Origin of the sequence: Nonomuraea marmarensis (genome assembly GCF_043197025.1) — a bacterium.
In the GTDB taxonomy this organism is placed as follows: domain Bacteria; phylum Actinomycetota; class Actinomycetes; order Streptosporangiales; family Streptosporangiaceae; genus Nonomuraea; species Nonomuraea marmarensis.
In genome coordinates this window covers 79630-100095 of sequence record NZ_JBICRM010000038.1, presented here as the reverse complement: position 1 = coordinate 100095, position 20466 = coordinate 79630, and the positions used below count along the sequence as shown (strand labels likewise).

26 protein-coding genes are annotated in these 20466 nt (G+C 69.8%); 5 read left to right on the top strand and 21 right to left on the bottom strand.

Annotation, left to right across the window (positions count from 1 at the left end; translation table 11 throughout):
- Nucleotides 1-276: 276 nt before the first annotated feature.
- The 16 genes from ACFLIM_RS41540 to ACFLIM_RS41465 form a co-directional block, all read right to left on the bottom strand.
- Nucleotides 277-465 carry a hypothetical protein gene (locus tag ACFLIM_RS41540; RefSeq protein ID WP_393174704.1) on the bottom strand — a complete coding sequence of 63 codons (189 nt, stop codon included), beginning with the start codon at nucleotides 463-465 and terminating at the stop codon, nucleotides 277-279.
- Between the two features lie 299 nt (nucleotides 466-764).
- The gene (locus tag ACFLIM_RS41535) at nucleotides 765-1907 is read right to left on the bottom strand and encodes an FG-GAP repeat domain-containing protein (RefSeq protein WP_393174702.1); all 1143 of its coding nucleotides are present in this window, start codon (nucleotides 1905-1907) and stop codon (nucleotides 765-767) included.
- A 44-nt stretch (nucleotides 1908-1951) separates the two neighbouring features.
- Nucleotides 1952-2122 carry a hypothetical protein gene (locus tag ACFLIM_RS41530; protein WP_393174700.1) on the bottom strand — a complete coding sequence of 57 codons (171 nt, stop codon included), beginning with the start codon at nucleotides 2120-2122 and terminating at the stop codon, nucleotides 1952-1954.
- On the bottom strand, nucleotides 2119-2805 hold the full coding sequence (locus ACFLIM_RS41525) for a hemerythrin domain-containing protein (protein ID WP_393174698.1): 687 nt from the start codon (nucleotides 2803-2805) through the stop codon (nucleotides 2119-2121). Before ACFLIM_RS41525 ends, ACFLIM_RS41530 begins: the two co-directional genes overlap by 4 nt.
- Before the next feature lie 84 nt (nucleotides 2806-2889).
- Complete coding sequence (locus tag ACFLIM_RS41520) at nucleotides 2890-3546, bottom strand: CAP domain-containing protein (protein WP_393174696.1); 657 nt, start codon at nucleotides 3544-3546, stop codon at nucleotides 2890-2892.
- A 101-nt stretch (nucleotides 3547-3647) separates the two neighbouring features.
- The gene (locus tag ACFLIM_RS41515; RefSeq protein WP_393174694.1) at nucleotides 3648-4217 is read right to left on the bottom strand and encodes an LGFP repeat-containing protein; all 570 of its coding nucleotides are present in this window, start codon (nucleotides 4215-4217) and stop codon (nucleotides 3648-3650) included.
- Nucleotides 4218-4239: 22 nt separating this feature from the next.
- The gene (locus ACFLIM_RS41510; protein ID WP_393174692.1) at nucleotides 4240-4725 is read right to left on the bottom strand and encodes a hypothetical protein; all 486 of its coding nucleotides are present in this window, start codon (nucleotides 4723-4725) and stop codon (nucleotides 4240-4242) included.
- 4 nt (nucleotides 4726-4729) lie between these two features.
- Nucleotides 4730-5215 carry a hypothetical protein gene (locus tag ACFLIM_RS41505; protein ID WP_393174690.1) on the bottom strand — a complete coding sequence of 162 codons (486 nt, stop codon included), beginning with the start codon at nucleotides 5213-5215 and terminating at the stop codon, nucleotides 4730-4732.
- 224 nt (nucleotides 5216-5439) lie between these two features.
- Complete coding sequence (locus tag ACFLIM_RS41500) at nucleotides 5440-5886, bottom strand: DUF6294 family protein (RefSeq protein WP_393174688.1); 447 nt, start codon at nucleotides 5884-5886, stop codon at nucleotides 5440-5442.
- Nucleotides 5887-6098: 212 nt separating this feature from the next.
- Entirely contained in the window at nucleotides 6099-6761 is a 663-nt protein-coding gene (locus ACFLIM_RS41495) for a hemerythrin domain-containing protein (RefSeq protein ID WP_393174686.1), read from the bottom strand.
- Between the two features lie 158 nt (nucleotides 6762-6919).
- Nucleotides 6920-7417: an SRPBCC family protein gene (locus tag ACFLIM_RS41490; protein ID WP_393174684.1), complete on the bottom strand. Its 498-nt coding sequence runs from the start codon at nucleotides 7415-7417 to the stop codon at nucleotides 6920-6922.
- Nucleotides 7418-7494: 77 nt separating this feature from the next.
- Nucleotides 7495-8136, bottom strand: coding sequence for a TetR/AcrR family transcriptional regulator (locus tag ACFLIM_RS41485; protein WP_393174682.1), 642 nt, complete (start codon nucleotides 8134-8136; stop codon nucleotides 7495-7497).
- Between the two features lie 173 nt (nucleotides 8137-8309).
- On the bottom strand, nucleotides 8310-8717 hold the full coding sequence (locus ACFLIM_RS41480) for a nuclear transport factor 2 family protein (RefSeq protein ID WP_393174680.1): 408 nt from the start codon (nucleotides 8715-8717) through the stop codon (nucleotides 8310-8312).
- 78 nt (nucleotides 8718-8795) lie between these two features.
- Entirely contained in the window at nucleotides 8796-11036 is a 2241-nt protein-coding gene (locus ACFLIM_RS41475) for an ATP-binding protein (protein WP_393174678.1), read from the bottom strand.
- A 4-nt stretch (nucleotides 11037-11040) separates the two neighbouring features.
- Nucleotides 11041-11400, bottom strand: coding sequence for a hypothetical protein (locus tag ACFLIM_RS41470; RefSeq protein WP_393174676.1), 360 nt, complete (start codon nucleotides 11398-11400; stop codon nucleotides 11041-11043).
- A gap of 140 nt (nucleotides 11401-11540) precedes the next feature.
- Complete coding sequence (locus ACFLIM_RS41465; RefSeq protein ID WP_393174674.1) at nucleotides 11541-12221, bottom strand: hypothetical protein; 681 nt, start codon at nucleotides 12219-12221, stop codon at nucleotides 11541-11543.
- Between the two features lie 154 nt (nucleotides 12222-12375).
- Here ACFLIM_RS41465 and ACFLIM_RS41460 point away from each other — a divergent pair, with 154 nt between their 5' ends.
- The 4 genes from ACFLIM_RS41460 (at nucleotide 12376) to ACFLIM_RS41445 (ending at nucleotide 16574) form a co-directional block, all read left to right on the top strand.
- Entirely contained in the window at nucleotides 12376-14367 is a 1992-nt protein-coding gene (locus ACFLIM_RS41460) for a sensor histidine kinase (protein ID WP_393174672.1), read from the top strand.
- Nucleotides 14364-15008, top strand: a complete 645-nt coding sequence (locus ACFLIM_RS41455; RefSeq protein WP_393174670.1) for a response regulator — start codon at nucleotides 14364-14366, stop codon at nucleotides 15006-15008. The genes ACFLIM_RS41460 and ACFLIM_RS41455 overlap by 4 nt, the downstream gene beginning before the upstream one ends.
- Nucleotides 15009-15231: 223 nt before the next feature.
- Entirely contained in the window at nucleotides 15232-15831 is a 600-nt protein-coding gene (locus ACFLIM_RS41450; protein ID WP_393174668.1) for a TetR/AcrR family transcriptional regulator, read from the top strand.
- 35 nt (nucleotides 15832-15866) lie between these two features.
- Nucleotides 15867-16574, top strand: coding sequence for a phytanoyl-CoA dioxygenase family protein (locus tag ACFLIM_RS41445; protein WP_393174666.1), 708 nt, complete (start codon nucleotides 15867-15869; stop codon nucleotides 16572-16574).
- A 121-nt stretch (nucleotides 16575-16695) separates the two neighbouring features.
- On the opposite strand, the gene ACFLIM_RS41440 is transcribed toward ACFLIM_RS41445, so the two are convergent.
- The 3 genes from ACFLIM_RS41440 to ACFLIM_RS41430 form a co-directional block, all read right to left on the bottom strand.
- Entirely contained in the window at nucleotides 16696-17598 is a 903-nt protein-coding gene (locus ACFLIM_RS41440) for a recombinase family protein (RefSeq protein WP_449291497.1), read from the bottom strand.
- Nucleotides 17599-17874: 276 nt separating this feature from the next.
- Nucleotides 17875-18159: a hypothetical protein gene (locus ACFLIM_RS41435; RefSeq protein WP_393174662.1), complete on the bottom strand. Its 285-nt coding sequence runs from the start codon at nucleotides 18157-18159 to the stop codon at nucleotides 17875-17877.
- Nucleotides 18160-18382: 223 nt separating this feature from the next.
- Nucleotides 18383-18799 carry a recombinase family protein gene (locus tag ACFLIM_RS41430; RefSeq protein ID WP_393174660.1) on the bottom strand — a complete coding sequence of 139 codons (417 nt, stop codon included), beginning with the start codon at nucleotides 18797-18799 and terminating at the stop codon, nucleotides 18383-18385.
- On the opposite strand from ACFLIM_RS41430, the gene ACFLIM_RS41425 reads away from it, so the two are divergent.
- The gene (locus tag ACFLIM_RS41425; protein ID WP_393174658.1) at nucleotides 18794-18994 is read left to right on the top strand and encodes a hypothetical protein; all 201 of its coding nucleotides are present in this window, start codon (nucleotides 18794-18796) and stop codon (nucleotides 18992-18994) included. The genes ACFLIM_RS41430 and ACFLIM_RS41425 overlap by 6 nt on opposite strands.
- Nucleotides 18995-19136: 142 nt before the next feature.
- On the opposite strand, the gene ACFLIM_RS41420 is transcribed toward ACFLIM_RS41425, so the two are convergent.
- Nucleotides 19137-19553, bottom strand: coding sequence for a DUF6223 family protein (locus tag ACFLIM_RS41420; RefSeq protein WP_393174656.1), 417 nt, complete (start codon nucleotides 19551-19553; stop codon nucleotides 19137-19139).
- A 37-nt stretch (nucleotides 19554-19590) separates the two neighbouring features.
- Nucleotides 19591-20298 (bottom strand): sulfotransferase family protein, encoded by a 708-nt coding sequence (locus ACFLIM_RS41415; RefSeq protein WP_393174654.1) that lies wholly within the window; start codon nucleotides 20296-20298, stop codon nucleotides 19591-19593.
- Between the last annotated feature and the right edge of the window lie 168 nt (nucleotides 20299-20466).

The following is a 20466-nucleotide window of genomic DNA, read 5'->3' as shown; positions in this document are numbered from 1 at the left end:
GGTATGGCTCCCGGCGTCAGACTCATCCACGGGGTCCAAGCCCGCCAAGAGGTTACGACGTCAGTGAGCGGCCACGCCCACCCTCAGTCTCACCGATCACAGCACCCCCGCTGGCAACAATCCGGAGGACGGCGGAGCAGGCCCCCCTTTTCACGCCGAAGCAGCGTCCTCCAAGGGCATTAAGGACTCATCCGGCTATCTCGGCGGGAAACGCTTGGCCGGGCGGCGCGGTGACATCACGCGTGCCCGCATCGGTGGACAGTTGGGCGGCCTCGGTCAGCACGGTGGCGCGGGTGTGCGCGGCTTGCTCGCGCTGAAGGGTGACCGGATGGACAGCGCTGGTACGGCGTGACCCGCCTGGAACCGGAAGGCGTAGTTCCACTTGCCGCAGTACTTCTTGCCGCCCAGCTTGCTGTCCCACTGGCAGACCTGGGCCAGGTACGTTTCAGGACGTTTTCCTCCCAATCGCTGAAGTCGACCCGGACTGAGCCGGAGGGCAGATCATGGAGATGATCGCTGGGGCTCCTACTCGTCCGCCGGCCTGACGGAATAGACCAGTTGCCATCCACCGCAGCGAGTGGCTCGGCCGGTGTCGCCACCCGCAGCCAACCACCAACCATTCTCACCACCTTGGAGGCCCGGGCGAGGACGCGCTGGCCCGGGCCGGAGGGAGCCGGCCGAACGATCGGTCCCAAGCCCCGTGGTGGAGGCTGCCGAAGGGGGTGTGAGAGGCAAAGGCGATAACGCCCCGGCCACCCCGCAGCTCAGCACCAGCCGTGGCCGATCTGGATACGGGGACGGCTGAGGGGACTCCGGTCTCCATTACCGGGGTAGTCCCACAGGATGCCGGTGGAATTCTCGATGGCCAGCAGGTCTGTGGCATCGGGGTTGTGGCTGTTGTCGGCCCACCACCTGGTGGCCACCAGAGTGTAGTTGTTCCAGCCATGGCCGATCTGGACGCGAGGATGGTGGCTGGGGCCGCTGCCTGAGTCACCGGGGTACAGCCAGAGGATGCCGGTGGAATCGTCGACGGCGAGCAGATCTGCACTTGAGTCGCCGTCCCAGCCCGGGTCGGGTCCGGGGAACCATCCGGAGGCGAGGATGCGGTAACCGTTCCAGCCGGTCCCGATCCGCACCCGGGGCTTGCTGCTGGGTCCACGCTTTCTCTCACCGGGGTAGAGCCACAGGTCACCGGTCGTGTCGTCGCGCGCGATGATGTCCCGGTCACGGGGTTCGTAGCGGCGCCAGTTGGTGATCCCGGCGAAGGTGTAGCCGTTCCAGCCGTTTCCAATCTTCACACGAGGCTGGAAAGCCGGCCCGGGCTTGCCCGTGCCCGGGTAGAGCCACAGGTCACCGGTGGCGTTCTGCCGGGCAACGATGTCCAGAACCTCGTCGCCGTCCCAGGTCGAGACTCCAGCGAACGTGTAGCCGTTCCAGCCGGTCCCGATCCGCACCCGGGGCTTGCTGCTGGGACCTGGCTTTCTCTCACCGGGGTAGAGCCACAGGTCACCGGTGGTGTTCTGCCGGGCAATGATGTCCTTGTTGCCATCGCCATCCCAGTCGGCGGACCCGGCGATGGTGTAGGCGCATCCCACCTGCGCTGAGGCCGTCTGGGCAGTCCCGAGCACCGCGGATGACGGAACGGCGACCAGTCCCACGGTGAGGACCGCCGCGCACCTGCGAAGGCCAATTTTCGCGGCTGCTCCTGTTTCCCTGCTCACCTGCGATGGACATTCGCCCCCTACTATGGCGCCCTTCGGCGGCCTCGGTGGCTTCGGCGCGGCCATCGCAGCGGTAGCAGCCTCGCTGGCCGTGCCGGCCTGGGCACCAGCCGGTACGCCGGCCAATCCCAGCAAACCGGCAGTCAAGCTCGGCCCGGCGATCGCAGTGATCACTTTCTTGCTCATGGCGATTTCCTCCAGGTCTCATCCGGCTATCTCGACGGGAAACGCTAGGCCGGGCGGCGCGGCGACATCACGCGTGCCCGTTGCCGCCCACCCGCATCGGAGAGCAGTTGGGCGGCCGCGGTCAGCACGCTGGCGCGGGTGCGCGCGGCTTGCTGCTCGCGCTGGGGTGACCGGTATCGATGGTGCTCGTACGGTGGCGGCTGCTCCGCTGTCATGTCTTGGCCTGCTGCACCGACTCCTCCGGTTGCCACCGGGTGGCGGCCTGGCGGCGGGACCTGCGGGCGAAGCCGCGTAGCAGGATGAACCGCGGCTCCGGGGGGACCTGGTGCACGACGATCTGGTAGCCCTCGGGATCGATGCCGTCCAGCAGCCAGTGCCCCTGCATGCCGAGCCTGGCCAGCGATTTGGGTTTGATGTTGTAGGCCTGGTCCCAGGCGCGCCAGTCGGCGTGGGTGATGCTGGCTGCCACGAGCGGCATGCCCTCGGCCACTTCGCGGTCGAGGTGGGGTACGAGTACCTGGGTGAGCGCGTCCAATGCCGCCACCAGTGCGGTGCGCTCCTGGTCCGTCGTCGTGCCGGCGTAGCGCTGGCCGACCGCTGTCAGTGCCTTGATCGCCGGGGCGATCTGCCGGTGGTCGGCCTCCAGGGAGTCGAGCAGCGGGGCGGCGGCGGGGTTGCGCTCGCGTACCAGTGGCCAGAGCCTGTCGTCCTCACCCTGGTGATGCTCGTGCAGGAAATCCATCATCCACCCGACATGCTCGCCGAGCGCCCGTCGCCGGCGCCCCCGCGGATACGGCTCGGCTGTCAGCACCGCTCGGGTGCGTTCCAGATCGCGCTGCAGCGCGCGGTGCACGATGCCCATCATCCGCGTGTCCGCCTGAGCTGTGTCCGCCCCCATCGCGTCCTCCCTGCCGATACCTAGACGAAAGGTGCAACTGAACGTTCACGTGGTTCTGTAGGCCAGAGCGGCGGTACGCCTGTGCTATTGCCGGCAGCGCCCGAACGTTGCGACGTAGGTTCCCGCCTTGCTTGCGCCCGCGCCGGCCGGGTCCGCGGCTCCTGCCACGACCCCGAGCGTGCCGACGTCGGTCAGCGACTTGCTCAGGATGATCTCGCGGTGGCCGGCCTTGCTGACGTACACCCACCAGTGGACGGCTGCCCTCGGGGTGCCTGCGCCGCCCCAACCGTTGTAGGTGGTCTCGGCGACGGCCCAGGAACGGGGGTTCGGGCAGTAGTCCGCACCCCTGATCCTGCTCGATGGCGTTGAACCGGTCTGCGGGTTGCGGTGCGAGTCGGCCCCCGGCTTCCACCACTTCAGCGACACGGCGGCACGCGCATGATCGGCCGACGCCGCGTCCAGTTTGCCGACCCGGGTGAGCGGCGGTAGCCCGGCCTTGGCGCGTTCGGCGTCGATGAGACAGTGCACCGCCTGGCTCAGCCTGAAGTTGTACTGCTTGGCGAGCGATCCTGTGCCGCTCACGGGGACCTTGTCGTAGTACTGTGCCGCGGTGCCGCACTCTGCGGCGGCGGTGGTCGACGCGTTCGCGGCAGCGCTTAAGGGCGCAGCGGCCAAGGTGAGGATACTCGCGGCAACGGCGGCGGTGGCAGTGATGGTGAGTCGGGCGCGGTTGCTTGTCATGGGTTTGTTCTCCTTGATCGGATCGAGTGCGACACCATCGCACCGAGCGGATGGCCTGCGGGGTGGACGGCGGTGATCTGGGTGCCGCCAGGGGGATGTGGTCAGTGGGCGACGCGGATGGAGGCGGGGGTGCTCCAGGGCCCGCACTCGGAGCCGAAGGTGGTCCTGCCGCAGCCCTGGACGATGAAGGCGAACGGGACCTGCTCCTCGCCCCCGGTGGTGGTGCCGACGCCGCCGGAGACGAACGGGGCCAGCACGAACTGGCCGCTCCACGGCGTGGACCTGCGCACCTTGACCTGGGTGGTCCGGCCGCCGTCCCTGCTCCAGCGGACGTTGAAGAAGTCCCAGTCGCGGGCCAGGCCGCTCCACTTCAGGACCAGGTCCCCGTCGCTGAAGACGCGGACCAGGGCACCGCCGCCCAGGTCCGGCGACCACCCGATCGTGCCGTTGGCGAAGCGCTGCCAGGAGCCCGGCTTGTCGGCATAGCCGTATTCCTTGGTGGTCGGGCAGCCGTACACGCTGTGCGGGCCGCCGCTGGAGCGCCAGAAGCGGCCGATCAGGCTGCCCGCGGGCGCCTCCAGCGACCGGTCGCACCCGCGCGCGGCTGCCGCGGCCGGCGAGATCGCGATCGAGGCCAGCCCTGTGATCACGGCGATGAGCGAACGGAACACGAGCTCCTCCCGGGTGAAGCGGTCAGCAAGCGTCGGTGAAGATCGATTCGGTAGCGCGGTGCAGTTGCCAGCGCCCAGGGGCCTGGTCGGTGAGGGAGACGGTGAGCGTGTCGCCGCCCTGCCACCACCCTTCCAGCCCACCCAGTGACGCTCCCGACGTCCGGCCGAGTAGCGAGAAACTGCTGGCTCGGCGGTCGCTCACGTGGCCCCAGACCTCGTAGCCGACAGGATGGCCGGACGCGCACACCTTCAGGTCGCCCTTGACCTCGGGGCAGTTGCCGCAGCGTCGTGCGTGGATCGGTGCGTACAGCTCCATCGCCACCCGTACCCGCCCCTTGCCGGGGAAGGTGACGGTGCCGGCCCAGTACCCGGTCAGCGTGGGGGCGCCGCTCGGCGACCGCGCCCACGGTTCGAACACCATCTGCCCCAGATACGGCAGGCCCAGTGCGGCCGCGACGATGCCCGCGACCACGAGCAGCGAGGTGCGGCGGCTGAACGGTTTGGCCATTGCTCTAGTGCGGGGAGGTGTAGAGATCGGTCCAGGCGGGGTTGCCCGCGGTGCACTGGATCGACGGTTCCTTCGTCCGGGCTCCCGCGCATACCTTCAGCTCGACCTGGTACACCCGGTGGTAGGTGAAGGAGAACCGCTTCGGCGTCCGGTAGGCGCAGGTGCGGACGGGGTGGCGGGTCCAGTTCACCCGGTTGCCCGCCGTGTTGACGGTGGCGATGTTGAACACCGCCCACCCGCACACCGACCCCGCCCGGATCCGGTCGGTGACTGTTCCCGACACCGTGAGCTGAGCCGCCGCCGGGATCACCGCGTAGTCCTCACCGGCCGCGTGGATCGTCCCGACGGCTCTGGCCCCCTTACCGGGCGAGGACAGTGGCCCCCAGGACACCTGGTTGGAGGAGGTGGGTGCGGCGGCCGCGGGGGCCGCGGCCGCCAGGATGGCCGCGACGGCGGCGGCCCCGGCCGCCGCCCGTGCGATGGTGTTCATCTGTGCTCTCCAAATAGTCAACGGTGCGTTAGTTCCGACGATCCGGCTGAGTGGCATGCACGCAGGTGGAGCCGAGGTTGGTCTGCTGGGTCGGGCCAACAGAAACGGCAGGCACCGCGGTTGCTCACATCACCCCCAGATCGCATGGACGATCCCGCGCCCCTTCCGGAGCAGGGCCCGCGCCCAGGCTCGGCGCGAGGCCGAGGACGACCGGCGCCGATCGGTCAGCAGTGCTTGCTCAGCACGATCGAGTCGACCTGGTCGTACAGGCGGGCGTCGAACTGCCCGTCGGCCTGCCACCGGTAGAGCCAGTACGCTCTGGGCAGGTTCTGGACGAACTTGGTGCTTCTGCTGCCGGACACTCGGATCTCGCCGAGCACGGCCCCCTGGTTGTCCAGGAGGGAGGCCCACATCAGCCACGCGTCGTCGCCCTCGGCGCTGGACACCCTGGCGTCGAAGTGGGCCTGTCCGTTGGAGTACAGGGTCCATTTGGCGCCCTTGCTGATCCGGCAGGCGCCCGTCGTCATGGCGTGGTCCCAGTCGAAGCTGGTCCACTTGACGCCGGTGGACGCGCTGGCCGGCGCGGCGCTGGCCGGGGAGGCTGCGACGGCTGGGCAGGCCACGGTGAGCGCGGCGGCGAGTGCGGCCACGCCGAGGGCGACGCGTTTCATGATCTTCTCCTTGTGGTGGTCGCGGCCGATGGTTCGGCCTGTCGGTATGCCATCAGCGTGCGGTGGCGTGGCTCCCGATCGGGAGAGGGCGTACGGCTGGACGGCCGGGAGGATTTCCCGGCCCATCTGGGAGCCCGTGCCCAGGAGCGGCGATGGAGGGATAGGTGCGAGGTGCCTCGCCTGTACCCGCCGTGCGGCCTGATGGTTGGTGGTCAGGCGCGGTCGGGGTCGCGGCGGGGCGGGCTTGCGTACAGGCGGGTGTGGCGGCGGCGGTAGGCGGGCCACCAGCGCAGCCGAAAGAGCAGGCGGATCGGGGTGGGGAAGTCGGTGAGTGCTTGGCGGACCAGTTCGGGTGGCCCGGCGGCGCAGGCCCAGCCGAACAGCAGGGGCACCCGCTGGCGGTCGTATGCGCGGACCACCTGCAGGCCATGGGCGTGCCATTCCTCGGCGGTGAGCTGGGAGCGGATCAGCGGGACCGCGTCGCGTTCCTCCTCGTCCAGGTGGTGGGCCAGCGCGGTGTGCAGCCGGCGCAACGCGGCCTCGCGCTGCGCCGGCGGCTGGGCGCGGTCGCCGGCCAGGGCCAGGTCGGGGTCGATCTGCTGGTGTTGCCGTTCCAGTGCGGCCAGCGTCTGCTCCGAGTGCGGGGCGCGGGCGCGTAGCAGGGGCCAGACCCAGGTGTCCTCATCGGTGTGGTGATGGTGCAGGTAGGACAGGACGAACTCGATCTGGTCCTCGATCAGCTCGGCGTGGCGGGCGTCGCGCGCGTTGTCGATGACCTCGGCCAGGCGGCCGAACTCGACCCGGAACCCGGCATGAGCCAGCAGGAACGCCGACAGGTCAGGCTCGGTACGGGGGTGCGTCTCCGGCGCAGACATGGGCGTCCTCTTTCTTAACGTATGCGGTTGATAGCTGCCCGTGTTGCCGATCGGTCGTGCGGAGGTCATGAGGTGGCGGGGAGGTCACGAGGTGTCAGCAGGGGCGCGGGCAGCGGCAGCCGCGCCGTGTCGTTGGCGATCGACGGTTGCCGGGGTGGCTAGCGCTGGGCCGGTGCGCCGGCCTCGGCGGCTGCCTTGATGCGTTGCAGGGTCTCGATCATGCCGTTGCGCATGGCGGCCCGATTGCGCTCGCGTATCGCCGGGATGCTCTCGAGCGCCGTGACCCAGCGAGGGCTGGAGGAGTCGCTCGTCACGGTGTACTCCTCGGTCACTCTGGTGCCTGCGGCGCCGTCCGGGACCAGCAGGTAGCGCCACAGCGTCGAGGGGCGGCCGCCGACGAAGGAGCGGAAGGTAAACTCGGCGCCGGGCTCGCTGACCAGCACCTCGCACTCACGTGACCAGCGCAGGCCGCCGATGCGGTTGTGGCCGACGAACCGGGCTCCGGCCACCGGCCCGGTGACTGGAGCGAGCCACGCGCAGCGCCGGCAGATCGGGCTCCATTCGCCCATGCGGGTGATGTCGGCGATCAGGCTCCAGATCGCCTGCGGCGCGGCCTTGATGTGGAGATGGACGCTCTCGTGGTGGGGGCGGGCCATGGCTACCGCTCCTCTAAGGCGGGCACAGGGTGCATGGAACGTTCCTTCCTGGGGCGGCACTCCGTGCCGCCACCCTGTCAGGTGTCGCGGGGGGCGTAGTAGGTGAAGAACATGTCCAGGACGGTCGGCAGCAACCGGGCGATCCGGCCGCCGTCGACCGGCGCGTCGGGCTCGTTGGCCAGCTGCCGGGTCAGCACCCCTGAGGCCAGGCAGACGAGGATCTCCATCGCGTCGTCGGTGGCGCCCTCGGGACGGACCTGACCTGCCGCACCTGCCATGCGCAGGATCTCACGCAGCCGCTGGAACTGGCTCAGCGCGAAGGCCCAGGTCTGCTCTGATGGCTCGAAACCCGGCACCGGGCGCAGGAAGATGATCTGCGCCAGCACCGGCCGATTCATGCACCAGCGCAGGATGTCCTGCTGACAGGTGGTCATCGCCGCCACCGGATCGGTCTGCGCCCGTTTCTCGGCCGCCACCAGCACCGGCTCCAGCTCGGCCATTCCCAGGGCGAACAACGCCTCGTAGATGGCGTTCTTGGCGGCGAAGTACTGATACAACGCCGCCGGCGTCAGCCCCATCCGCCGGGCGACCTGGGCCAGGTTGAGTGCCGCTACTCCGTCGGCGGCCATCTGCTCCTCGGCGATCGCCAGGATCTCGGCGATCGTTTCGGCCCGCCGCCGCTGCCGGCGATCGGGCGGGACTCCCGACGTATCCTTCATGCCATTCAGTTTTCTAAATGGTATTAAGGTTGTCAACGGTTTCGCCGGGATCGTGTCGTGCCGTCGCTCGATCTCTCCAACGGCAGCTGAGGTGCCGGCCAGCGACAGTGGTGCCGCCAAGCCCTTCCAGCCAGCCTGGGCTCGCGATGTTGCCTGGCTGCTGCACCGGCATTTCACGACCTTGATGAGGTCCCGTCGTTCAAGGCGTCGAGCATGGCCGGGACGTCGACGTAGACCTGGTAGGCCGTGATCAGGCCGTCCCGGAGTTGCCAGATGTGCACCTCCGGCACGCGATACGGCGTGCCGTCCGCGATCACCGTGCCGTGGGAGTGGCCGACCTGTACGACGTGATCGCCCGCGTCGTACAGGGCCTCGATGTCGAGCGCGGGGTCGAGGTGGCTGAGCAGCGTGCCGAGAAAGGCCAGGAAGCCCTCGGGCCCCTGGCGGCGCCCACCCCAGGGCAGCAGCTCGCTCTGCCGCATCACGAACTCGGGGTGGATGGCGGCGCTGATGGTCTCCAAGTCCCTGACGGCGAACGCCGCATAGAGTCCTCGCATGATCTCCAGATTGGAGTACGACATGGTGTCGCTCCTTCGCATTGGGCTGCTCGAACAGGGACCAGCCTCAGCCGTGGCGAAGGCGAGCACCACGGACACCGCTCACACACCCGCCAGTGTGTGAGCATCCCGTGACCCCGTCGCCAGCTCGACGACCTGGGCCACGGTGAGCAACCGCCCGCGGCGGCGCAGCTGCGTGCAGCGGTCGGCCCCGAGCGCGGACATGACACGCGCCTGGCAGCGATCGCTCAGCTCCTGCCACACGTGGAACACCTGAGCGCCCACCTCGTGGACAAGCTCGTCGACAGCGCCGTACAGCAGCGCCGCCCGGATGTGGTCGCCCTGGAGCGCGGCGGCGTCCGCGAGATGGGTGAGCTGGTGAGCCATGCCCCAGGTGTCCTGCAACTCGCCGAAGATTCGCACCGAACGGTCGAGCAGGCCCGCCGCCCGCTCATGGCCGCCGAGGACGGCGGCGACCCGGCCATGGATGCCGAGCGCGACGGCCAGCGGCCACCGCGCGCCGCGGGCCTCGATGTCCGGCAGGTGCGCGGCCAGCAGCTCGTCGGCCTCTGCCATGGAACCGCCGGCGATGGCCACGTGCGCGTGCCCGATCACCACGCACGACAGTGCGTGCACCTCCTCGTCATGCCCGTCCAACGCCTCCGACGCCGACGCGAGCAGCTCGGCGGCACGCTCCCACCGGCCGCGATACACCTCGGCGTGCGCCCAGGACAACAAGATCCACGCCCGCTCTGCCTCGGCGACGGAGCCGGCGGCGGCCTCGAACCGGTCAGCAGCCTCGTCGTGCCGTCCTCGCGGGAGAAGCGACCATCCGGCGACGTACTGCAGCCTGGCACGGACCACCGGCGCCAACTCCGTCTCGGAGCCGAGCGCGGCGATCGCCCAGCGCAGCGGATCGTGCAAGTGTCCCCGAATCACCCAGAAGAGCCAGGACCCGGCCAAGGCGGCGGCGACCTCGGGCAGCGCACCTGCCGCGAGCAGGTGCCGCATGGCCGCGCGCAGGTTGTCGTGGTCGGATTCCAGCTCATCCAGGGTGTCGGCGGCCCCGGGTCCCCACACAGACGGCCCGATGCCCGCCAGCAGGCCGCAGAAGTACCTGGCGTGCCGCTCGCCCGAGGTGGCCAGATGCTCCAGGACGACGGCCCGGATCGTCTCCAGCATCGCGAACCGGGGCTGGTCGCCGGCCGTATCGCGCACGATGAGGCTGTTGTCCAGCAGCGTGGCGTGCAGGTCGAGCGCCTCGGTCTCGATGATCTCGCCCACGGCCATCGCCGCGGGCAGCGTCCAGCCTCCGGAGAAGACGGCGAGCTGGCGCAGCAGTGTGCGCGACTCCTCGTTGAGGAGGTTGCAGCTCCACAGCACAGTGTCGCGCAGCGTCCGCTGGTGCGCGGGGACGTCTCTCGGGCCGCTGGCCGTACCGAGGACGAGCGCGTCGAGGTGCGCGAGAAGCTGCGCCGGGGTGAGCAGCCGAGTGCGGGCGGCCACCAGTTCGATGGCCAGCGGCAGGTGGTCCAGGCGAGCGCACAGCTCGGCCACGACGCCCGGGTCACCGGCGACGGGTTGCCCGCTGGCCTGGGTGACTCGCGCGGCGAACAGGTTGGCGCTCTCCTCGGCCGTGAGCAGGGGAACGGGATGGACGTGCTCGCCGCGGATGCGCAGGGGAGCGCGGCTGGTGGCCAGGATCACGACCGCGGGAGCTGCGATCATCAGTGCGGCTACCTCCGCGGCCGCGTCCAGCATGTGCTCGACGTTGTCGAGGACGAGCAGCGCGCGCCTGGCCCGCAGGTGGCTGGCCAGCACGTCCCGGACGTCACGGGGACCGAGCTCGCGCAGGCCGAACGCGTACGCGATCGCGGGCAGCACATCCGCGCTCTCCTGCAGCGCGGCCAGCGGAACGAAGACCACCCCGTCGGCGAACCGCTCCGCGACCCGCTCGGCCACGGCGAGCGCGAGCCGCGTCTTGCCGACGCCACCCGGGCCGGTCAGCGTCACCATTCGCTCCGTCGACAGCCGGTGGAGCACCGTGTCGATCTGCGACTCGCGGCCGAGGAGGGGAGAGGAGGCAGCCGGGAGCCGCGGCCGGGCCACGGCCATCGCGAGGCTCTGCTCCCACGCCTCCCGCTCGGCGGCCGTGATCCCGAGCGCGGTCGCGAGCGCGTCCCTGGTGTGGCGGTAGGGCCGCTGCCGGATGCCGCGCTCCAGCGCGCTCACCGCGTTCGCGCTGATCCCGGCGCGTTCGGCCAGCTGCTCCTGGGTGAGACCCGCGCGCTCGCGCAGGCGACGCAGCACCAGTCCGTACGGCTCGGCGCCGCCAGCATCCATGGCATCACCGTAACTCCGGACGGACCACAGATAGTAGCTCCTTGACCGTTCGAACGCCGCGCTCCAGCACCGCGGTGTAGATGTCCGAACCACCGATCGTGTCGGGGTAGTCCGGGCACTCGTGCTTCAGCCGCAGTATCGTCGCGCGTTGGTCATCGGTTGCCGCACGCAACCGCAGTGCGTCGGGGACGTGCGGCCGCTCGACGACATGCAGCCAGAACGTCAGGTCGACCTTCCACACCTCGTTGACGAGCAGGACGGCGTAGAAACGCTCGTCGGTGAGTCGCGAGGTCGGACGGCGCTCGCCTCGTTCATCGCGGAAGTCCACAGCAAGCACCTCGACGCGGCCGACCAGGGTGGCCAAGCCGGCCAGACGTCGTCCGAGGCGTCGAACATGACGTCGAGGTCGCGGACAATCATCAGGCCGGACAGCGCGCTACCGAGCACCTGGGCCCGCCAGGGGAACGCTATCGGTGCGTGGAAGCTCGTCCGGTCTCTCCTGGGTCAGGGTGTTGTGGGGGTGCGTGGCGCGGATACGGCGGCGAGGGCGAAGCCGGTCGCGGTCAACAGCCAGGCAGATCCGTCGAGGAGTTGGTTGGGCGCGATCACCGCGAAGACCAGGTGCAGTGGCTGTGAGGTCGACAGGATGAACCCCGCCCAGCCGGGCAGGATGCCGCCGCGCCACAGGGCGATCCCCAGCAGTACCACGCCCACGATGTGGCCGATCACGAAGATCATGGTGGCGACGGCGACAGTGGGCTCGTTGAGCAGATGGTCGAGCAGGCGGGCGGTGACGTCGGCAGGCGCGCCTGCGGCCGCCGCCGAGAGCGCCGCCTGGTCGATGGCCACGATCGCGGGCAGTCCGGAGAAGCCGGCCACCGATATCACCAGCGCTGCCGTGCCGAGCAGGCGGCTACGTCTGGCCGCCTGCAGGCCGAGCGCGATCGTGCCCGGCACCAGGGTGAACGTGGCGAGCAGAGACAGCCACAGGACCGCCGACTCGGCGTCCTGGTGGGCTGCGATCTTGGCGAGCACCTCCGCCGAGGTGTCGGTGGTGCCGTACGGCAGGGTCGCGCGTATGGCCGCGATGCTGAGCGGCCCGATCGCGACGAGTAGGCCGAGGCTCAGGCGCCGGGCCCGCGATGGGGCGGCGGCGGTCGTCGCGGGCGTGACGGTGGCGGTCATGGCTCTCCTTGACAGGGGGATCGGATGGCCACCAGCGTGTGCGTGGCCCGTTGCCCTCAGCCAGGGTGTGCCGGGGTCGTCGGCCGGGAATTTTTCCCAGCCGGTCCGGGTGCCTGCCCCCAGGACACGCCAGGATCGGAGAGCTCATCATGTGATGGTGACCACCACACCCGCAATTGAGGCCGACCGCACGCGGGCCCGAGCCGGTCGCGCGGCGGCCGTGGCGCTGTTCAGCGTGGCGGCCGCGGAAGTGGCCACGGCCGTGATCGGCAGTGTGATCCTCGGCAGGGGCGTGGCGGAGGCTTTGGACTCCTTCGTCGTGACGAACGCCGCGATGGGCTTGGCGTTCTCGGTGTGCGGCCTGCTCATCGCCTGGCATCGGCGGGGCAATCCGATCGGCTGGCTGCTGATCGCCGATGGCCTCGGCCACGCGACGTCGGCGGTCGTCGTCCCGCTGATGCAGTACGGCCAAGACACCGGCTGGCCCACCGCCGGGTTACGGGTGCTCGTGACGGTGGGCGCCTATGCCTGGCCGTGGTCGATCGGGCTGTGCCTGCCGCTGATCCTGCAGCTGTTCCCCGACGGCCGAGCGGGCGGGCCGACACTGCGCCGGCTGATGTGGGCCACCGTGGCCACCGCTCCGCTGTTCGTGCTGGAGATGGGCGCCGACCCCGAAGGGATGGGCACCGGGCTGAGGGGATATCTGGTCCTGCCCGGCCATGCCGAGCTGGCGCCGCTGTGGGTTGTCAGCGAAGTGCGCGTGGTCATCACTGTCGTGATCGGCCTGGTCGCGTTGGCCGTCCGCTACCGGCGAGGGGATGACGCGCGCCGCCGCCAGCTGTTGTGGCTGGTGCAGGCCGTGTTGGTCGTCGTGGTGGTCCTGGCCCTCTGGGGCGTCTTCGAGTCCGGGCCGGTCCTGATTCTGCTGGCCGTACCGCTCATCCCGGCGGCGATCATGGTGGCGATCTTGCGTCATCAGCTGCTGGATATTCGGCTGGTCTTGTCCCGTACGGTGCTGTACGCGCTCTTGACGACTGGCGTCGTCGGCACCTACATGGCCTTTGTCGCGGTGCTGGACACCGTGATGCGGCGGCAGGTGGGGCTGGGCAGTTCGGTCGCGGCCACGGTGCTGATCGCGGTCGGATTCAACCCGGTGCGGGTCCGCCTGCAGCGTGTCGTCGACCGGATCCTGTACGGCGACCGCGCCGACCCGATGCGAGCCGTCTGGCGGGTGGGCGAACGCCTGGACGCCGGGCTGCCCGGGGTGCTGGAGGCGGTGCGCGAAGCGCTGCGGATCCCGTACGCGGCGCTGCACACCGTCGCGGAGGTGGTCGTATCCGGCCGTCCTCCGCAACACCTGCACACGTACCCCCTGCGCTACGGCAAGCAGGATGTCGGCGAGCTGGTGGTGGGTCTGCGCTACGGGGAGAACCGCCTCAGCGGCGCCGACCATGCCATCCTGGAGTTGCTCGCCGCGCCGCTCTCGGTCGCCGTGCACGCCCTCGCCCTGTCGCAGCAGGTGCAGCACTCCCGCGAGGCGATCGTCGTGGCCAGGGAGGAAGAGCGGCGGCGGCTGCGCCGCGACCTGCACGACGGGCTTGGCCCCGTGCTCACCGGGGTGACGTTCAAGGCCGACGCCACCCGCAACCTGATCAGCACCGACCCCGATGCGGCCCGGGACCTGGTCGCGGAACTGCGTGCCGAGACCGCCCAGGCGATCAACGACATCCGTCGGCTGGTCTACGACCTGCGCCCGCCCGCCCTGGACGACCTCGGCCTGGTCGGGGCGATCCGACAACGCGCCGCCCACCTGCGACGCGACGGCATCGCCGTCCACATAGCCGCTCCCGACACCCTGCCCTCGCTTCCGGCCGCGGTCGAGGCGGCGGCCTTCCGCATCGCCACCGAGGCGATGACCAACGCCGTACGCCACTCCGACGCCAGCCGCATCCACGTGCGGATCGACGCCGACGCCCAATTACATCTGCGCATCAGCGACAACGGCGACTCGCCGCAGGAGTGGAAACCGGGAGTGGGATTGTCCTCCATGCGCGAACGCGCCGCCGAACTCGGCGGATCCTGCACAGCAGGCCCCAGCCCTGACGGCGGCCAGGTCGTGGCCATCCTGCCGCTGGGAGCATCATGATCACTGTCCTGCTGGCCGACGACCACCCCATCGTGCGCAGCGGCCTGCGCGCGCTGCTCGGCTCCATCGACGGGCTCACCGTGATCGGCGACGCCGCAGGCGGCCACGAGGCCGTGCGCCAGGCCGTCACCCACCACCCGGACGTACTCGTCATGGACATCCAGATGCCCGATCTGGACGGCATCACGGCCACCAGGCAGATCACCCGCGACGCCCCCCAGGTCGCGGTGCTCATGCTGACGATGTACCACGACGACGACTCGGTCTTCGCCGCCATGCGCGCCGGAGCCCGCGGCTACCTGCTCAAAGGCGCCGAACAAGACGAGATCGTCCGGGCCATCCGGGCCGTGGCCGCCGGTGAGGCGATCTTCGGGCCCGGCATCGCACAACGGGTGCTCGGCTTCTTCTCCGCCCCGCCCCCGGCCGATGTCCCCTTTCCCCAGCTGACCGATCGGGAGCGGGACGTGCTCGACCTGATCGCCGCCGGCCGCCCCAACGGCGAGATAAGCCGCCGCCTGGGCATCTCCCCCAAGACCGTGGCCAACCACATCTCCAGCATCTTCACCAAACTCCAGGTCGCCGACCGCGCCGAGGCCATCATCCGCGCCCGCGACGCCGGGCTGGGCCGGTCCCCCGAGTGAATACCGCCTGGCCGCCCCGTCACATGGGGACCTGACAGAGGGAAGCACGCACCGACGACTCCACAGAGCTGATCGCGCTCACGGAACAACCCACGTCAACTTCCGCGCAGGATCAGCCGACGCGGCCCGGGCTCCGCTGTTAAGCGTGCAGCCATGGCTGATCATCGCCCTGGCGACACCGGAAGGCATGGGAGGTTGAGTTGAACTCAACTAACATGGTGATATGGAGTCATTGACCGAACGCGGCGCCGCCACCCACCGCCGCATCCTCGACGCCGCAGCCGCCGAACTCATCGAGACCGGCGACATCGAGGTCGCCGCGGTCGCACGCCGCGCCGAGCTCAGCGTCGGCCTGCCCTACCGCTACTTCGGCACCCGCAGCGGCTTGATGACCGCGCTGCTCGCCGACTTCTACGACCGGCTGCTGGACGAGACCGTGCTCGGCCACTTCGCCGGCCACACGTGGCTCGAGCGCTGGCGGGCCCAGCTCACCCGGTGGATCGACTGGGTCTACGACGAGCCGCTCGCCCCCGTCGTGCTCGGCCGGATGGTCGGTGACGCCCAGGTCGCCGCCATGGAAGCCCGCTGCGCCCGGCAGGTCATCGCCCTCGGGGCCAAGCACGTGGCCGCCGGCCAGGCCGAAGGCCTCATCACCAGCGGGCGCGACGCCGAGCTCATGTCCGCGGCCGTCGTCGGCGGCATGCGCTCCGTGCTGGCCATCGTCCTCGACCAGGATCCCCGCCCCGACCGGGCCGCAGTGCTGCAAGAGATCTGGGAGTTCAGCACCGCCGCGCTCGGCGCGACCCAAGACGGCACGCCATGACCAGCAGGGGCAGGACGTCGGCCACCGCGGGAGCCATGTCCGCACTCCACCGTGACGGCTACCTCCTCATGCCCGACCTGCTCACCCCAGCCGCCCGCAGCCATATCCGCGCCGAACTCACCCCGCTCCTCGGCCCCGCGGGCCGCGACCCCTACAGGTCGCGCCACATCCGCCGCCTGTACGGGGTGCTGCACAACACCCGGGCCACCGACCCCCTCATCGACCACCCCCGCGTGCTCGCCCTGCTCGACCGGCTGCTCCTGCCCAACTACCTGCTCTCCCAGCTGGAAGTCGTCGAGGTCGCCCCCGGCGCGCCCGCCCGTCCCGCGAGCTACGACGACCAGCGCTACCCGCTCGCCCGCCCCCGCCCCGCCCTGTCCATCGCCGCCCTCTGGGCCCTCGACCCGGGCACCACGGTGACGGTGTGGCCGGGCAGCCACCGCTGGGCCTCCCGTCACCCCGCCACGCCGGGCGCGCCCCTCGCCCCGCCGCCTGGCTCCTGCACCCTGCTCCTCGGCACCCTCTGGCACGGCCGGCCCCCGCAATCGGCCGCGCCGTCCTTAACCGTCACCGCGCAGTACTGCGAGCCGTGGCTACGCACCCGGGAGGCATTCACCCTCTCCCCCGGCAGGCAGGTGGCCCGCCAGCTCAGCAACCGGACCCGCCAGATGCTCGGCTACAGCATCCACCCCCCGGACACCGGGCTGGTGGACGGCATACACCCCAACCGCCTCTTCTCCTGACACCACACCGTCGATCCAATACACCGCCCGCCGCCGTAGAACAGCGAAAGCAGCCATTAGTCCTGGCCACAGCGTCGATGCTGACCCTCCCGCCATCGGCGGCGCCTGATCCGCACGCACGTCAGCCGAGACCGGCGGCGTCGGCAGTGTCCTGATTGGATGCGCTGTCGGCCAGGATGCGGTAGACGCTGGCCACCGACGGGCGCCGTCCCTTGTTCTTGCCGGTGGGGATGACCAGCTTGCGGGCGATGTCGGGCACGGCCACGCCGCGCTCGCGCAACGTCCGCGCGTAGGCGATCATGTCGTCGTCGAACACCTTCGGCCGCCCGCCGTGCCGGCCGCGCTCGCGGGCAGACGCCTGGCCTTCCAGCGACTTTTCGCGGATGTACTCGCGTTCGGACTCCGCCATCCCAGCGAAGAACGCGAACAACGCCGCGCCGTGCCCGGAAGGGTTGTAGATGCCCTGCAGCGGGCCGGTCAGCAGTTCGAGTTCGATGTCGTGGTGGCGCAGTTCCTCGGCGATGGTCAGCAGTTCGGCGGCACCGCGGCCCAGGCGTTTCATCTCGTGCACGGTGAAGATAACCCGCTGGTGCGGGACGGCCTTCTTGATGGTGCGCGCGTATTCCATCGCCTTGATGAACTCCGGCCGCACCTTGATACGGGTGCTGATCTTCTCGGAGAAGATCGGGTCGCAGCCCTCCTCGCGGAGAGCGTCGAGCTGGCTCTGCAGCTCCTGCTGGGCGGTGCTGCATCGGGCGTAGCCGACCCGAGTCGGCCTGGCCGCGGCTGCCGGCAGCGCGGCCTCGATCGCGGGACCCGCCTGCCAGGCGCGGCCCGGGGCGCGCTCGGCCGGGGTACGCACCTCTAGTTCGGCCCGGAGCTGGGGCACCAGCATGAAGCGGGGCGTGTGGTACTTGGAAGCGACCCTGCCTCCTCGGGTCCGGCAGGCGCTCCCCGCGGGCGCCTCACACATGGGACAGTCGAACTGTTCGACAGCGGCAGCGGCATCAACGAACTCAGCCATGTCGCAAAACCTATCGCAAGGACCATTCTGAGAGACATGTTTTGCGAGAGGTTTTGAGAACGATGATCGGGGACAAACCAGACATCGAACGGGCGGCACTGTGCTCTCGCAGAACTGAGTATTTCTGCGAATCACACACCGCCACAACGACTACCGGACGTTACAACGGCGTCCGCTGCTCATCCCGTCCCGTGGCCAACCCGAGCACGTGGCTACGCCGACGGGGGAAAGTTCCGGTCCAGGATGTCGCCCTACCAGCAATGGACAAGGCGACCGTCAGCCTCGGCGCAGGCCGCCAAACCCGGAGGCAGCAAATTGAAGGACCCCCTCATGCGCCGAAGGGCTCAGCCTCCGGTGATGGCCCAGCAGCAGTCCGGACACGATCAACATCAACCTGGCCTCGACCACGAGCACGAACACGTGGGCGGGTAATCCATCGACGATCTTCCTGCCCGCCCAGGCGCCAGCGGCGCTGGCCGGGGCCAGAGCCAAGCCGATGGCGGTGCTGGTGGAGGTCGGCACGGCGGCGGCGCCGAAGACAACAAGCTTGGTCAGATACATCCCACCGCGGCGCCGGCCTCGGTGCCGATTTACGCACCACTCCGCATTCGAGAGGGGCGTCGCAACGCACATGATCAATTTGGGGCTGTGAGCGGCATAGCGACGTGCACCCGTTCGCCAGCGCCAAAACAAGGGATCTGAGCTGCACTAACGCAATCCCGTGTACCGGGTGACAGCAGTCTTACCGACACCCCGTCCCCCGGGCCTTGACGGGCCCGGCCGGTCAGATCGCGGTCTGCTGGTCGTGGTCGCGCAGCATACGCAGGACGGTCGCGGCCGAGGGGTGACGGCCCTTTTTCGCGCCGCTGGTGATGACGAGCCGGGCGGCGATGTCGCGCAGGCTGAGGTTCTGACCGCGCAGGTGCAGAGCTATGGACAGCATGTTCTCGTCGGTGACGGCGGCGCCGCCGATGGCCTTGCCGCGGGCGCGGGAGGAGTCGTGGCCCTCCAGGGTGCGGTCGCGGATGTCCTCGCGTTCCATCCCGGACAGGGCCGCAAGCACGGTGAACACCACGCTCGAGGGATCATGGGAGCCCTGCAGCTCTCCGGTGAGGAACTCCAGCCCGATGCCGGCGGCGCGCAGCTGCTCGGCGAGGGCGGCCAGATCGAGGCCGCGGCTGAGCCGCTTGTGCTCGTGCACCACGAGAGTGACCGCTACCCCGGCCGCGCGCAGTTCCCGCGCGCCGAGCTGGAGGCCGCCCGCCGCGACCTCAACACGGCCTACCAGTACGCGGGCCAGACCGTCGGATTGGTGCGCCACCAGCGCACGGCCGCGGACGTGGTCCGCGACTTCGCCGCCGCCGACCAGCTCCTGAGCCGCTTCGGCAGCCCATGATCCCGTCTCCTGGCATGGCATCGTCGTTCGCGCTGCCGAACCGCTATGGCGGACCTCCTGATACGGCACGTCTGGGATCAAGTACGAACCAGGCGGTGCCGTTGGAGAACGACACGGGCACTGGCCCGGCGCCGGGGCTGGGTCAGGCGGTGTGGCGGGAGCGGGCCAGAGCCAGCCCGCCGAGGACCATGGCGATCGGCCCGACCACCAGGGCCACGTAGCCCCCGACTATTCCGTAGCCGGTGCCGGGACCACCTTCGGCGGCGGCCACGACCAGCCCGCCGATGACCACGCCGACCAGCCCCGCCGCCAAGGCCACGATGGCTCCCCTTCGCCCATTGCCGGTGCCGATACGACCGGCGGAGCGGGCCAGAGCCAGCCCGCCGATGACGACGCCGGCCAGCCCCAGCAGCGCGGCCACCGCGGACCAAAGACGCCCGGCGGTCAAGGTGTAAGCACCGACGGGCTGGACCAAAACGTGCGCGGCTGCCGGTGTGGCGAGCCCCAAAATTCCGAGCAGGGCGGCTGCGGCGGTGGCTAGCAAGTGACGGACGGACATGAGGATCCCTTTCTGCGGAAAGGCGCGGAGGTGCCGTTCAGTCGTGCGTGTCGGAAATGAAAGCCGAGTCGATGCTGCCATCGGTCAACAGTTGTTGCAGCGCGCGCTGCATGGTCTCGGAGTCGTTGAGGCGCGGGAACGGCTCGCCGGCGGGAGCGTCGACGCCCAGGAACCGGCAGAGCGGCTCCCAGCCCTCGCGGACGTCGAACACCAGGAGGCGATCCGCGGGCAGGCTCTTCTGGACAACGGCCACGTGACGGTGGAACGCCGCTACCGCGATCTCTTCGTCGGGCATGCCCCGCTGGAAGTCCCAGGTATCGCCGAAGGTGGACTCTCCGATGAGATCGAGAACCGGGCGGAGCCTCTCCATCGTCCTGAATACCGCGGCCCCCGCTTCAGGCAGATCCGGCGGCACATCCCGGCGGATGGCGATCAGAGCCTGCATGCTGACATACCAGCGATGCGGATCGCGGACGGTCAGGACGACCTTCGCGTCCGGGTAGACCTCCGCCTGCTCGCGCCAGAAGAAACTGGCCGGCCAGTCCTGGGTGGATCGGTAGCCGTCGAGCACGCTATCCCAGTCCAGCGGCAGGCCGGAGGCGGCGGGCAGCCACCGGTCGACGTGGTCGGGATTGCTCCCGATTTCGGCCATGTGGTAGCAGGGACCGAATCCCAGCCTTTCCAGCGCGGCCTTCATCGATCTGGTTCCGGAACGCGGGAAGCCCGCGCCGATCACGTGTAACACGTCAGCCTCCTGCTGCAGCGGCCGCGGCGTTCACCTTTCGGCAGACGTTGACCGCGGCCTTGGTGTAGGTGTCGGACTAGTAGGGCAGCCGCACTTGTTGATGTAGAGCTGTCTTCCTGTACGTACATACGTACAAGATCACGAGAAGCGGCCGCCGTGCGATGATCG